Raw genomic sequence first — 13802 nt, 5'->3', positions numbered from 1 at the left:
GTACCCCCTCGTCGCAAGGATGTGAGGTTTTTGTCCCACATCGTTCAGGGGACGATGTCGACCGCGAGGACGTAGGCCTCGATCCCACCCGGCTGCGTTCGCGGCGCCTCGGCCGTCCAAGGATCCCGCGCGAGCCGGACGCGCACGCAGCGCGGCGTGCCCTCTTCATAGGCGATCGCAGGGCCCGTCCAGGGAGAGCGCGAATCTTCCTGCGAGAGCGTACCCTCACCCGCCGTGTGCACGCGGACCCTGCTGCCGAGTTCCCGGCCTCGCATCGTCATGACCTCCAGCACCGAGCCCGCGTCGCGCACGGCGTCGCGCGCCGTCCAGCGGATCGCCTGTCCCTGCGCGCCCGCGCCGACGCAGTACGTGTCCTGATCGTCGATCCACCCGAGCGCGCCCGTCCGCGTCTCGCCGGGCTCGATCGACGTGGCCGAGGGCAACTCGTCGTTCGGCTCGATCTCGTGCGTGGAGCTCTCCTCGGCGAGCGCGACCGTGATGGCATAGGTGTCGGACACGTTCTCGTGCACGAAAGGAATTTTTCGATCGCCGCGCGGATCCAGGTCCTGCAGCACGGAGGCGTAGTAGCGGCCCGGCTCGATGCCGAGGCGCGGGATCGAGAGAGAATGGTCGGGTCGACCCACGCAGTACTGCGCGATCGGGGCCTGGAAGCCCTGCCGGTAGAGCAGCGTGCAGGTCTCCATGTTCGGGAGCGCCGTGACCACGAGGCGCGCGATCCGCGGCGCATCGCTCGTGCCTTTCGGGATCTCGAACGTGTAGAAGTCGCGATCGCTGCGCTGCGCGTCGATGCGCTTCCCGAGCAGCCCCGACGCCGACTCGCCGAGCGGCAGCGGCGTCGCGTTGGCCGCCGTGTCATTGGGCTCGATCTCCACGCCCACGAAGCGTGGCGTCCAGCGTCGCCACATCACGAAGAGCCCTGCACCCGCGCCGAGGACGAGCACGAGGCTCGACGCGAACCAGGCGAGGTGCCGGCGGCTCCTGAGCTTGCGCTCGTACGCCTCGACCTCGTCGCGGCTCGCGATCTCGCCGGGGCTGCGTTCCGCCCCCGCCAGCGCCGCGCGCGTGAGCTTCCGGAGCGCGCTCGCGTCGAGCAACGCCTCGACGTCCGTCCCGAGCTTGCGTAGCTCCGCCGCGATCGCCGCCTGCAGCTCCTCGGCGTTTTGCCATCGCGCCGCGGGCTCCTTTTCGAGCGCGCGCAAGACGATGGCGTCGACCCCGGGCGGCACGCCGCGCGAAGGCACGCGGATCGACGGCGCGACGGGTTTTTCCGTGACGTGTTTGACCAGGATGCTCGCCGAGGTCTTCGCGTGAAACGGATAATGGCCGGTGAGCGCGTGGTAGAGGAGCACGCCGACGGCGTAGAGATCGGCGCGATGATCGACGGGATCGCCGCGGATGAGCTCGGGCGGAAGGAAGTACGGCGTGCCGATGAGCTGATCACGGCGCGTCACCTCGCCGCCCGCGTTCGCGTCGGCCTCCTCGCGCAACTTCGCGATGCCGAAGTCGAGCACCTTGGCGATGTCGGTGCCGCCTTCCGTCGTCGTGATCATCACGTTCTGCGGCTTGACGTCGCGGTGCACGATGCCCTTGCCGTGCGCCTCGCCGAGCGAGCTCAAGATCTGCAGGACGATCTTGCCGAGCCGCGCGAACGGCATCGGGCCGCCGTCGGAGAGCACCGCGGCGAGATCTCGCCCCGTCACGAGCTCCATCACGATGTACGTGAGGCCCGCGTCCACGCCGTAGTCGAAGACGTGCACGGTGCTCGGGCTCGACAGGCGCGAGACGGTGAGCGCCTCGCGCTTGAAGCGGCGCACGACCTCGGGGCTCATGCTGAGCTCGCCCGCAAGCAGCTTCATCGCGAGCAACTTGCCGAGGTGGACGTGTTCAACCTTGTAGACGACGCCCATGCCGCCACGCCCGATCGGCGTGAGGATGCGGTAGCGGCCCGCGACGACGAGGCCAATGAGCGGATCGGCGCGGTGCGCGATCGCCTCGTCATCAAGGGGGAGCGAGAGCGCGAGGGCCGCGATGCGCGACGTCGGTTGGGGCGTCTCCGCGGACGCAGTCGTGTCGACCTCTGGGGAGGGCTCCATGAGCAGCGCCGTGGTGTCGGCGTCGTTCGGAGCCGTTTCTCCAAGATCGTCCTCGCCGATCGACATGAACTGCCGGATTGTGCCCGAGCGGCACCCGCACGGGAAGCAAACACCCGCTCAGACCCACGCGCCTCGCAGCCGCTCGGCGGCCGTGCGCACATGCACGGCGGTGATCGGCTGCCGGAGCGGCGGGCGTAGCTTCTCCACGATCTCGCGCGCAAGGACGTTCACGACCCACGGGTGCCCGCCCGAGATCGCGGCGATTTGCGCCACAGCCTCGTCCCGGAACGGCTGCCCCGTCTCCTCCGTGTGCTCCGCGCAGAGCGTGGCCACCTGCGCAGCCGTGAAATCGGGCAGGCGGAGCGACGTCGACCCGGGCCCGAGCAGCTCCACGGCCGAGGCCTGCACCTCCTCGGAGCCGCAAAACACGACCGACCACGGCGCCGCGCGAGGCCGCGCCTCGTACGTCGCCCGCATCTGCGTGAGCAGGCTCGCGCGGGTCTCGCGCGGCAGGAGATCCACGTCGTCGAGCAGCAGGACGAGCGGCCGCGGGCACGCCCGCGCCCACGCCGAGAGCACGACGCCCGCGAACCGCACGTCGTACGAAGGGGGCCACGGCGGAGGCCGCAGCGGCGCCGGGAGCTGCTCCCCGGCCGCCCGCGCGATCGCCTCGAGCAGCGCACGCTCGCCCGACGCCCCCTCCGCGGCGCCACCCCTCGGCCGGCAGGAGGCCCGCACCACGGCCCACGCGCCGCCCTCCGCGAGCCCAGCCGCGAGCCCCCGCAGCCACGTCGTTCGCCCATGCAGCCGCGGCGCGTGCACCACCACGTACGCCCCGCGCGCCACCAGGTCCGGCACCTCCACGAGCCGCGTGCTCGCGTTCAGCATGTAATGCAGCTCATCGTGGCAGGGCCCCACGACGTTGAACCTGCGACGGTGCCGGTGCGTGCTCAGGAACCGTGCCCCTGCGGCCCTGTCGTGCCCCAGGCGTTCGCTGGAATCTCGGTCATGTTCGATGGCTGGTTCACCGAACCAGCCTTGCCCGTGTTGCCTCGTCGTCGTGCTCACGACGAGGGATGTCTCCAGGGACCGCGGATTCGAAGTTTTTCGCGACCGGTCAGCGCGAACCGGGGAGCCGCCCGAGGTGCATCCCGACGAACCCGGCGCAGAGGCAACCGACGAGCGTCGCGGTGCCATACAGCGCGGCGAGGCGGGGCTGCTCGTTCTGTACGTACTGGACGACCTCCAGGTTGAACGTGGAGTACGTCGTGAATCCGCCCAAAAAACCCGCCCCGAGCGCGACCTGCAGCGTGGGTCCGAGCCACGTGGCGCTCCGGGAGAGCTGGAAGAGGAGCGCGAGCAGGAACGAGCCGAGGACGTTGACGGCGAGGGTCCCGTAGGGAAACGCAGAGCCGTACCGCGTGAGGGACCAGGTCGTCACGAGGAACCGCGCCCCCGAGCCGATGGCCCCGCCGACGCAGACCCATACGAGCTTCATCCCCATCGGTGCGCGCGCCTCCGAGCCGGCATCGCTCTACAAAAGTCCACGCCGTCCTCGTGGTCAAGCCTCCCGGCGCGGCCGGCCCCGCCTCGCCTCTCTCCCGGGATGGGGTACCATCCGCGCGCCATGACGGAAGACCAAGCGGGGACGCTCCCCTCCACCGAGGCACCCGCCGCGGACGGGGGCAGCCCGGTCCCAGACGCAAGCGCGCCCGGAAACGCGCCACCAGCCAGCGCGCGGACGATGGCCGCCGCGACCGCGACCCACGGCGCCGGAGCGCACGGCGCAACGACCCCGGGCGCGCGCTGGGCCTTGCTCCTCGGCGCCCTCGGCGTCGTCTTCGGGGACATCGGCACGAGCCCGCTCTACGCCATCAAGGAGTGCTTCAGTCCGGAGAGCCCGCATCACATCGCGCCCACGCCGGCGAACATCCTCGGCATCCTCTCCCTGGTCTTCTGGTCGCTCCTGATGGTCGTGACGGTGAAATACCTCACGTTCGTCCTTCGCGCCGACAACCAGGGCTCGGGCGGGATCATGGCCCTGCTCGCGCTCGTGCCGACGCGCAAGGGCCCGGGGACGGGGCCGCTCGTTTTGCTCGTCCTCCTCGGAGCGTCGCTCCTTTATGGCGAGGGCGTCATCACGCCCGCGATCTCGGTCCTCTCGGCCATGGAGGGCCTCGAAGTCGCGTACGAGCCCTTGAAGCACGTCGTCGTGCCGCTCACGGTGATCATCCTGCTCGCGCTTTTCCTCGTGCAGAAGCGCGGCACCGGGGGCATCGGCAATGTTTTCGGCAGCGTCACGCTCGTCTGGTTCGTCACCATTGCCGCCCTGGGCGCCCGGTGGGTCCTGACCCATCCGAGCGTGCTCTCCGCCGTGGATCCGCGGCACGCCGTGACGTTTTTCCTGGAACACCGGAGCCACGGCTTCTTGCTCCTCGGCGCCGTCGTCCTTTGCATCACGGGCTGCGAGGCGCTTTATGCGGACATGGGCCATTTCGGCCGCGGGCCGATCCGCCGGGTCTGGTTCGTGATCGTCTGGCCCGCGCTCCTGCTCAATTACTTCGGCCAGGGCGCATATCTGCTCCAGCACCCCGAGGGCGCGACGAACCCTTTTTATGGCCTCGTCCCGTCCTGGGCCCTCTATCCGACGGTCGCCATTGCCACGGGCGCCACGATCGTCGCCTCGCAGGCGCTCATCTCGGGCGCCTTTTCGCTCACCCAGCAGGCCGTGCAGCTCGGCTATTTTCCGCGCGTGACGATCGTCCACACCTCGAAGGACACCGAGGGGCAGATCTACATCCCCGAGATCAACCGCGCGCTCCTCGTGGCCTGCATTCTCCTCGTCTTCACGTTCCGCACCTCGACCTCGCTCGCGGCGGCCTACGGCATCGCGGTCACGGCCACGATGACCATCACCACGACGGTGTATTTCGTGGTCGTCACGAAGCGCTGGGGCTGGCCGCTCTGGAAGGCGCTACCGCCCGTCGCCGTCTTCCTGGCCATCGATCTCTCGTTTTTCTCGGCAAACGCGGCCAAGTTCTTCCAGGGCGGCTGGTTCCCCGTGGCCATGGCGCTCGTGATCTTCACGATCATGACGACCTGGAAATCGGGCCGCCGGATCCTGGCCGAGTCCTTCAAGGAGGGCATCCTGCCGCTCGAATTGTTCCTCGAGGACGTCGAGCGCACGAAGCCTCACCGCGTGCGGGGCACGGCCGTCTTCATGGCCTCGAACCCGAATGGCACGCCGCCCGTCCTGCTCCACCATTTCAAGCACAACCAGGTCTTGCACCAGCAGGTCGTCCTGCTCTCCATCGCGAACGAGCGCGTCCCCGAGATCCCGCCCGAGCAGCGCGTGACCGTCGAGCACAAGGGCCACGGGTTTTACCGGGTCTGTGCCCGCTACGGCTTCATGCAGACCCCGCACGTGCCGAGCCTGCTCGCCGCCTGTAAGGAGCAAGGGCTCTCGATCGAGCTCCAGCGCACGAGTTATTACCTCGGCCGCGAGACGCTCCTGCCGACGGGCCGCTCGAAGATGTGGAAATGGCGCAAGGACCTCTTCGCCTTCATTTCCCGCAACGCGCGCCCCGCCACGGCGTACTTCGGCCTGCCGCCGGGCCGGGTCGTCGAGCTCGGCATGCAGATCGACCTCTGACGGACCGCTACCGCCGGCGGGGTCTCTGCCCGATGCCCGAGGGAGCACGGGGAGGGCGCGGATCATGGTGAACGAGCGAGCGGAGACGTCGCCGGTCTGCATGCCGGCAGACGGCGTGATGCTGAACGGGGATCTCGGGATGCCGGCGGCGCCGAAGGGCGTGGTGCTGTTCGCCCACGGGAGCGGGTCGAGCCGGTTCAGTCAGCGCAATCGCCACGTCGCAGCGAGCTTGCGGGCGCGCGGGTTCGCGACGTTGCTCGTGGACCTGCTGACGGTCGAGGAGGAGGCCGTGGACCTCCGGACGGCCGAGGTGCGGTTCGACATCGGCCTGCTCGCGCGGCGGGTCGCGAGCGTCGTCGATTGGCTCGGCCGGGCGTCGTCGACGGCGGGCCTCGGCATCGGGCTCTTCGGGGCGAGCACGGGGGCGGCGGCGGCGCTCGTGGCCGCGGCGGAGCGGCCGGCGGAGGTGCAGGCGGTGGTCTCGCGCGGCGGGCGGCCCGATCTCGCGGGCGGAGCGCTGCCGCGGGTCCAGGCGCCGACGCTGCTCATCGTGGGCGGGGCGGATACGCTGGTGATCGATCTGAACCAGCAGGCGTTCGAGGATCTCCGCTGCGAGCGGGAGATCATCATCGTCCCGCGGGCGACGCACCTTTTCGAGGAGCCGGGGGCGCTCGACCAGGTCGCGGATCTCGCGGGGCACTGGTTCGAGGCGCACGTCGCGGCGCGAGGGCGTGCGATCGCCCGCGCGTCATGACGCGATCGAGCGCGGGCGCAAGAGCGCAGGATCCCTGCGTTGTTCGAGGGCGTGGGCGATCCAGCCGGCGAGCCGGCCGATCGCGAAGATCGTCGTGGCCGCGCCCGGCGGCAAGCCGAGGGCGAGGCAAAGCGCGACGAGGCCGACGTCCACGGACGGGGGCGGATGGCCGGCTTCCTTCGTCGCGTCGAGCAGCGCGAACAGGGCGGCGACGCTGGTCTTTCGAGGCGCTTCCGCGCGCGCGGCCGTGAGCAGGGGCGGGGTGCGGGGGTCGCCGTCGGGGTAAAACGGGTGTCCGAGCTCGAGGACCGTGTCGCCGCGGCGGGCGCGGGCGGCGACGACGGCGCGGGCTCGTTCGGGCCGCCCGACCTCGGCGACGACGGCCTCGATGCGGTCGCAGGCGCCGCCGTGCTTGGGGCCGGAGACCGCGGCGATCCCGGCGCTCACGCAGGCGTAGAGATCGGCCCCCGTCGAGGCCGTCACGCGGACGGCGAAGGTCGAGGTGGCGAGCTCGTGATCGGCGAGCAGGACGAGCGCTTGTTCGAGGGCGGCTTCGGCGCGGTCGGACCTCTTGCCGCCGAGGGCGACGAGCAGCGCGCGTGCGATCGTGGGCTCGGCGAGCGCGCCCTTGGCGCGGCGCGCGCCTGCTGGCAGGGCCGAGAGCGCGGCGAGGCGGCGGATCAAGGCGCGGGCGCGGGGCAGCTCGGCCTCCTCGGTGGCAGCGAAGCGTAGGGGATCCCGCGCGGCCAGGGCCGGGACGGCGAGGGCGAGCGTAGCGAGGGGCGGGGCGCCTTCGGGGACGAGGTCGGCGAGGCGGGCGGCGGGCAGCGCGGGATCTTGCGGCAGCGTCCAGGTGGGGCGTTCGTCGGGCCGCGCGCCGGTCCAGAGCAATTCGGCGACGGATTCGAAGGGCACGCCGGACGCGGCGAGGGCGGTCGCGGCGTGGCCGCGGTAGCGCGGGCCCTCGGGGCCGATGGTGGTGATCGTGGAGGAGAGGACGGGCTCGCCCCAGCGCAAGGCGGACGCGGCGACCGGGCCGTGCCCGCGGCGCGCGTCGCTCCGGGCCTTCAGCCGTTCGAGGTCCTCGCGCACGTAGAGGCGGCTCCGGCCGCCTTCGCTGGGCACGCTGCGGACGAGGCCGCGGCTCGCGTACGCGTACAGCGTCTCGCGTTTCACCCCGAGCAGCGCGGCGGCCTCCGGCCCGGACAGGAGGTTGCCAGGTTGATTGTCGAATCCAGTGGGTGGATTGATCAATCCATGTTGATCAACGTTGCTCACGACATCAAGGATAGCATCAACCAAGGAGGAAACGATGGACCAAGCAACGCAGAACGGGGCGCGAAACGGGGCCACGAAGGCGAGCGGGCTCGATGGAGTCGTCGTGGCGGATACGGCCTTGAGCGAGGTCGACGGCGAGCGGGGCAGGCTCGTCGTGGGCGGATACGACATCGAGGCGCTCGCGGGCCGGGTCGGCTTCGAGGATCTCTGCGGGCTGCTCTGGACGGGCGCGCTCCCAGACGCGGCGACCCGGGGCGCGCTCGCGGACGCGCTCGCCGAGGGACGCGCGCTCGCGTTCGAGCAGATCCCGTCGCTCGGCGAGACGCTCGTCGGCGAGGATGGAAGCGCAGCGCTCATGGCGGCCGTGGCGCATTTCGGGGCGCGCGCGGCGTGGCGTGCGGCGGAGGGCCCTGCGTGGATCGAGCTTGCCCGCGTCACGGGCGCGGTCGCGACGTTCGCGGCGGCGTGGGCGCGGCGGCGGGCAGGGGACGCGCCGATCGCCCCGGACAAGGCACGCGGGCACGCGGCGGACTTCCTGCGGATGGTGCGCGGCGCGGCAGCGCCCGAAGCCGCCGCACGGGCACTCGACGCCTACCTCGTGACCGTGGCCGATCACGGGATGAACGCCTCGACGTTCACCGCGCGGGTCGTGGCCTCGACGGGCTCGGATCGGGTGTCGGCGATCGTCGCGGCCATCGGCGCGCTCAAGGGGCCGCTGCACGGCGGAGCGCCAGGGCCCGTGCTCGACATGCTCGACGGGATCGGCGAGCCCTCACGCGCCGCGGCATGGGTCGCAGCCGAGCTCGCGGCAGGCCGGCGCATCATGGGCATGGGGCACCGGATCTACCGGGTGCGGGACCCGCGGGCAGCGGTGCTCGAGCGGGCCATCGGCGAGCTCGAGCGCGACGGGAGCGTGGGCGCGCGCCTCGCGCTCGCGCGGGCAACCGAGCGCGCAGCCGAAGCGCTGCTCGCCGAGCGCCACCCGGATCGGCCGCTCAAGGCGAACGTCGAGTTCTACACGGCCGTGCTGCTCGACGCGGTGGGCCTGCCGCGCGAGCTCTTCACGCCGACCTTCGCGGTGGGGCGGGCGGCAGGCTGGTGCGCGCACGTCGAGGAGCAGCGGCGAGCGGGGCGCCTCATCCGGCCGGCATCGCGGTACGTCGGGCCCGTTCCGGCAGCCTGAACCCCCCCTCGCCATCGATCCGCCACTGTACATCTAGACAGCAGCCACGACCTGGGGTAGCGACCCGCCCGAGCGGATCGCGCAGGGTCCGGGCGCGCGCCCCGGCCCCGCAACGGCAAACGGAGACGACGATGGACGTGGCAGATCCCATTCCTCCTTCGGTCCAGGCCCTCATGGACCTGTTCGCGAACGAGCTCTCGCATGTGAGCTTCCCCGGCGTCGATCGGGCGATCCTCGAGCAGGTGGTCACCGAGGTCCGGACCCACACCGAGGCCGTGGTCAAGGCGGAGGCGGCCCTCGAAGCAGCACGCACGGCGCTGCGGGACAGCGAGGAGACCCTGTCGAGCAAGACCCAAAAGGCGCTCGCCTATGCGCGCGTCTACGCCGACGATCACCCCGACATTCGGTCGAAGGTGGACTCGGTCGCGCGGATCGCGGGCGCGACGTCCTCGCCGCCCGGGCCTTCCCGGGAGGCCAATGGGGACACGCCGAAGCGCCGCGGCCGCCCGCCGAAGGCAAAGGCGGCGAGCGCCGAGCCGGCCGCCGAGCCGACGGACGCGACGCCGGCAGACGCATCACCCGACGCGACGCCGGCAGCGCCGCCCGTCATGGAGCTCGGGCCCTCGACGATGAGCAGCGAGGACCCCCCCGAGCCCTCGGAGCTCAACGGCACAGCACATCCGGCCTGAACGTCGGCCGACGCCCCTGTCTCGGGGGCGCGGAGCTGGGGCTTTGCCCCAGGCCCCACCAGGGGTTGTCCACCCCTGGACCCGGACCAGGCACGGCCTGGACCGGGGTCGATGAACTGCGCGGAGCGCAGTTCATCGAACAGCCGGGGTCAAGACCGACGACGACCCTTCCAGCCAAGACCGCGGCGCTGCGGGTTCTACCGGCAACGTGCCCGTCGCCAGCTTGGAACCCACCTCCATGGTCTTGCCACCGGCCCGTTGGAAGAACTGCGCATCGCGCAGTTCTTCCACCCTCGGTCCAGGCCGTGCCTGGTCCGGGTCGAGGGGCGGACAGCCCCCGCGGGGCCCGGGGCAGCGCCCCGGCGCGACGCCCTGCGCATAGCCCGACGGGGGGAGGGCTACCGAGCCCGCGGCACGCGCGCACCTTCCAGTGCGAGGAGCCGTGCTTTCGTCTGCACGCCGCCTGGCGCGGAGAACCCCACGGCGGCTCCGGCGGCGCCTAGGATTCGGTGGCAGGGCACGACGATCGGGATTGGGTTTTTGGCGAGCGCTTGCCCGACGGCGCGGGCGGCTGCGCGGGATTTGCCGAGGCGCGCGGCGAGCTCGCCGTAGGTGACGGTTTGGCCGGGCGGGATGTCCTGTGCGGCTTGGTAGACGGCCCGGTAAAACGGTGACACGCGCTCGAGGTCGAGGGGAACCTTTGAAAAATCTTGGGGGGCGCCGCCGAGGTGCGCGGCGACGAGGTGCATCACGTCCTGGACCCACGCGGGCGGGGCTACGCGCACGGCGCCGGGCGCGATCGCTGTGATCCATGTGATGGTCTCCTCCTCTCGTTCGCTTGGCAGTGCGAGCGCGAAGATGCCTCTCGGACTCCAGGCCACGACCACGCGACCGAGTGGTGTGTCGAAGGGCTCGAACCCCAATCCGTCCATAATGGTTGTTCCTACCAAACCCTGGACGCAGTGTCCACGACGCTCTCGCTGCCGGACCTGGTCACCGGGGGATGCAGGGCGTCGCTCCATGGGCTCGCTGGTCCGTCCGCGTCATTGCCGTGCGCGTGCGTACGGGGGCCGTACGCGCGTCCCTTGGGCTGCCGCTCGTCTTTGCGCGTCTGTCTTCACGGTGTTCCTCGACGGGAATCATTTTCTGCCCGGGGCCTTTTCGAACTCCGTCCTGGACCCATGCGTTTCTCGGTATGGGGCATGCTTCCACATTCCCGCCGTGGGATGTATATCGTCGGGTGTAGGGACGTCGGGTATTCCCGGAATTCCCTGATGGCGAGGGGCCATCGAATTCCTCAGCATTCGAGGTCCATGCTGGACTCTTTTCGAGGGTCCGAGGACGGCGCGCAGGGTGCCGATCGAGCTTTCAAGGGAGGGCGTGCATGACGCGATCCAGGGTTTGGCGGGGTGGGAATCGTATCGGATCTTTGATCGGCGCGGCGGCGGCGGTTGCCCTGGTCCTCCAGACGCAATCGCCTTCGGCCGCGCCCAAGCATTGTGGTGATTTTCTCGCGCGTGTGGCGGAGCTGCCGGGGTACCCGGACGGGATCGTCCTGCGGAAGAGCCGCGTGTACGTCTCTGGCCCTGCGCTCGGCGTCGACGCGGGCGGGGCTCCCTCCGAGATCGCGGTGTTCCATGGGAAGACCGGGGAGCACCTCGAGACGATCTCCATCCAGGGGGAGGACCTCGCCGCGCCCCACGCGCTCACGGGCCTCACGGTCGACGCGGATGGGCGCCTGTATGCCGTGAGCTCCCAGCTCGGCGTCCTGCGGCTCACGGACAAGAAGTTCGGAAAATGGAAACAAACGGTGTATGCCGGCCCCTTTCCCGACCTCACCTCCTGCGCGCCGGGCGATTCCAGCGACCTTTGCGCGCCCAATGTCTACGAAATGCCGCCGATGCCCAGCGACATCACGTTCGCCAAGGACGGTCATGCCTACGTGACCGACGCTGCCCAGGCCACGATTTATCGGATCCCGCCCGGCGGCGGTGCACCTGAGATCTGGCTCCAGAGCGCGAAACTCGCCGGATACTACGACCTCCAGGGCGCGCGGGGGATCCTCGTCAGCGCCGACGGCAAGAGCCTCTACGTGACCGTGGGCTTCTCGGCCGACGCGCCGTGGGAGGGCCGCATTTATAAGATCCGGCGCGTTCCTGCGCCGAACGAAGGCGACATCACGCTCGTGCACGTCTTTCCGAATTTCGAGGCGCCTTCGGGCCTGGGCCTCGGCGAGGACGGAGAGCTCTTCGTGGCCCTTTCCATCACGAGCGAGATCGCGGTCGTGAAGCCCACGGGAGGCGAGCTCGGCCGATTCGCTTCGGCCACGAACGACGAGATCCCCCTCGATGGGCCGGCGCACATGGCGTTCGACGGCAAGGGCGGGCTCTTCGTGACGAACCAGGCGATCCCCAGCGGCCTGCTCGATCGTTTCGCCGTGGTCGAGGTCGACGTGAAGGATCGGGGCTACAAGAACCACCCGCCGAAGCCGAATCTGCCCTGACGGCAAGACAAACCCTCCGCGGAAAAACGTTTTTCTTGGTCCTCGGGCACACGCGTGATACGGGGCCGCATGCCCTTCCCCTGGGTCAGCGGCCGTGCTAACCTCTCCCCTCATGGGCAGCGCGGCGTGGCGGCTCGGGGCGGAGGATCCGGACGATCCCACGTTTTATCCCGCGTTCGACGACATGGGTGAAAGCGCTCTCCAGCGCCTCATGACCGAGCTGCTTCGCCCCTTGATCGCGCGGTTCCTCGCCGAACGAGGCATCCTCGCCTTCGTAGGGGCCGACCAGTTCATCTACTGGATCAAGGGCAACGCGAAGGCCGTGGTGGCGCCCGACGTGTACGTGATGCCGGGTCTCCCGTCCGACGTGGCCCCGCGGTGCTGGAAGGTCTGGCAGACGGGCGTCGCGCCGAGCTTTGCGCTCGAGATCATCGCCGAGGAAGACGAGAACAAGGACGTCTCCCAGTCCCCGCAGCGGCACGACGAGCTCGGCACGCGTGAGCTCGTGGTTTTTGATCCCTACGTCGATGTCCGCTCGGGCCGCACACGTTTCCGCGTCCATCGGCGCGACGAGCGCGGCAAGCTCGTGGTCGTCGAGGCGACGAACGCGGATCGGGTCTGGAGCGAGGTGCTTGGCTGCATGCTGCGCGCGGTCGGTGGAGGTGATGCCATGCGGCTTCGCCTGGCCGTGGACGCCGAGGGGGAGGAGCTGTTCCCGACGGAGGCCGAGGCCGCGCAGGAGGCGGCGCGCAACGCGGAGCGCAAGGCCGAGGAGGCACGCGAGGCGGAGCTCGCGGCGCGGGAGACGCTCGACGCGGAGCGTGTGGCCCGCCGGAACCTCGAGCTCGAGCTTGCCCGGATGCGCGCGGAGCTCGAACGCCTGCGGCGTTGACGTCTGCCGGGCGCTCGACCCCGCCCGGGACCTTTTGGTACGCTCGGCGCACCATGCGCGCGCCGTTTCCCCCTATGACCCCGATCGCCCTGCTCGCTGCGACGTCCCTGTTCGTCCTGTCCGCCTGCGCATCCACCCAGGAGCGGTGCGCGGAGCCGGCCCCCGCGGCGCCCGTGGGTACGGCCGCTGCGGCCGCGCCTCCGCACGCGGACCGAAATGCGTTTTTTATGGGCAATGCCCGCGAGATCGTCGAGAAAAACCCGATCGGGCCGGACGAGAAGACCAAGCTCGTCCCGCTCTTCGAGAATGCCGATCACACGGTCAACGTGATCCAGACCCGCGGGACCGTGCCGCTGCATTACCATGCCGATCACGACGAGCTCGTCGTGATCCTGGAGGGCAGCGGAACCTTCTCCGTGGAGGGGCAATCGCGCGTGGTGAAGGCAGGCGATGTGCAGGTCATTCCCCGCGGCGCCGTGCATTCCTACGTGCACGAAGGGCCCGGCGTGACCGTGGTCGTTTCGACGTTTTCATCGAAGTTCGATCCGAAGGATCGAATCATGGTCGACGCCAAAAAGCCGTGACCTTCGCCCGCGTCATTCCGGCGTGACCGCGAGCAACACCAGGACGCGCCGCGGTTCTGGTTGACAGGATCGTTGCCCGCCTTGCCGCGGCTCGTTCGATGAACTGCGCATTGCGCAGTTCATCGACCCTGCGTCCAGCGCTTGCGCTGGTCC

Annotated in this window: 12 protein-coding genes; 7 read left to right on the top strand and 5 right to left on the bottom strand. The window is 70.2% G+C overall.

Annotated features, from left to right (window positions below; genetic code table 11):
• Positions 1-44 precede the first annotated feature (44 nt).
• The 3 genes from E8A74_RS30880 to crcB all read right to left on the bottom strand — a co-directional run bounded on the left by E8A74_RS30880 (position 45) and on the right by crcB (position 3618).
• Positions 45-2180: a serine/threonine-protein kinase gene (locus E8A74_RS30880; protein WP_136932696.1), complete on the bottom strand. Its 2136-nt coding sequence runs from the start codon at positions 2178-2180 to the stop codon at positions 45-47.
• 51 nt (positions 2181-2231) lie between these two features.
• Positions 2232-3032, bottom strand: a complete 801-nt coding sequence (locus E8A74_RS30875; protein WP_170229499.1) for an AAA-like domain-containing protein — start codon at positions 3030-3032, stop codon at positions 2232-2234.
• A gap of 199 nt (positions 3033-3231) precedes the next feature.
• A complete protein-coding gene (gene crcB, locus E8A74_RS30870; RefSeq protein WP_232379829.1) occupies positions 3232-3618 on the bottom strand; it encodes a fluoride efflux transporter CrcB in 387 nt (128 codons plus the stop codon).
• A 123-nt stretch (positions 3619-3741) separates the two neighbouring features.
• On the opposite strand from crcB, the gene E8A74_RS30865 reads away from it, so the two are divergent.
• Together E8A74_RS30865 and E8A74_RS30860 are read left to right on the top strand one after the other, a co-directional pair.
• Positions 3742-5766: a potassium transporter Kup gene (locus tag E8A74_RS30865; protein WP_232379828.1), complete on the top strand. Its 2025-nt coding sequence runs from the start codon at positions 3742-3744 to the stop codon at positions 5764-5766.
• A gap of 64 nt (positions 5767-5830) precedes the next feature.
• Positions 5831-6520: a dienelactone hydrolase family protein gene (locus E8A74_RS30860; RefSeq protein ID WP_136932694.1), complete on the top strand. Its 690-nt coding sequence runs from the start codon at positions 5831-5833 to the stop codon at positions 6518-6520.
• Here E8A74_RS30860 and E8A74_RS30855 read toward each other — a convergent pair.
• Entirely contained in the window at positions 6515-7798 is a 1284-nt protein-coding gene (locus tag E8A74_RS30855; protein WP_170229495.1) for a citrate/2-methylcitrate synthase, read from the bottom strand. The two genes, E8A74_RS30860 and E8A74_RS30855, sit on opposite strands and share 6 nt — an antisense overlap.
• 34 nt (positions 7799-7832) lie before the next feature.
• Between E8A74_RS30855 and E8A74_RS30850 the strand changes: the two genes are divergently transcribed.
• Both E8A74_RS30850 and E8A74_RS30845 read left to right on the top strand, forming a co-directional pair.
• On the top strand, positions 7833-8981 hold the full coding sequence (locus tag E8A74_RS30850; RefSeq protein WP_136932692.1) for a citrate synthase: 1149 nt from the start codon (positions 7833-7835) through the stop codon (positions 8979-8981).
• A 131-nt stretch (positions 8982-9112) separates the two neighbouring features.
• A complete protein-coding gene (locus E8A74_RS30845) occupies positions 9113-9670 on the top strand; it encodes a hypothetical protein (RefSeq protein WP_136932691.1) in 558 nt (185 codons plus the stop codon).
• A 398-nt stretch (positions 9671-10068) separates the two neighbouring features.
• On the opposite strand, the gene E8A74_RS30840 is transcribed toward E8A74_RS30845, so the two are convergent.
• Positions 10069-10602 carry a methylated-DNA--[protein]-cysteine S-methyltransferase gene (locus tag E8A74_RS30840; RefSeq protein WP_170229498.1) on the bottom strand — a complete coding sequence of 178 codons (534 nt, stop codon included), beginning with the start codon at positions 10600-10602 and terminating at the stop codon, positions 10069-10071.
• A 452-nt stretch (positions 10603-11054) separates the two neighbouring features.
• On the opposite strand from E8A74_RS30840, the gene E8A74_RS30835 reads away from it, so the two are divergent.
• The 3 genes from E8A74_RS30835 (at position 11055) to E8A74_RS30825 (ending at position 13649) form a co-directional block, all read left to right on the top strand.
• A complete protein-coding gene (locus tag E8A74_RS30835) occupies positions 11055-12173 on the top strand; it encodes an SMP-30/gluconolactonase/LRE family protein (RefSeq protein WP_136932689.1) in 1119 nt (372 codons plus the stop codon).
• 112 nt (positions 12174-12285) lie between these two features.
• Positions 12286-13065 (top strand): Uma2 family endonuclease, encoded by a 780-nt coding sequence (locus tag E8A74_RS30830; RefSeq protein ID WP_136932688.1) that lies wholly within the window; start codon positions 12286-12288, stop codon positions 13063-13065.
• A 74-nt stretch (positions 13066-13139) separates the two neighbouring features.
• Positions 13140-13649, top strand: coding sequence for a cupin domain-containing protein (locus E8A74_RS30825; protein ID WP_170229497.1), 510 nt, complete (start codon positions 13140-13142; stop codon positions 13647-13649).
• Positions 13650-13802: the final 153 nt, after the last annotated feature.

Source organism: Polyangium fumosum, assembly GCF_005144585.1.
GTDB classification, from domain to species: domain Bacteria; phylum Myxococcota_A; class Polyangia; order Polyangiales; family Polyangiaceae; genus Polyangium; species Polyangium fumosum.
Note: the sequence above shows the minus strand (reverse complement) of the source record. Positions and strands in the feature narration are given on the sequence as shown.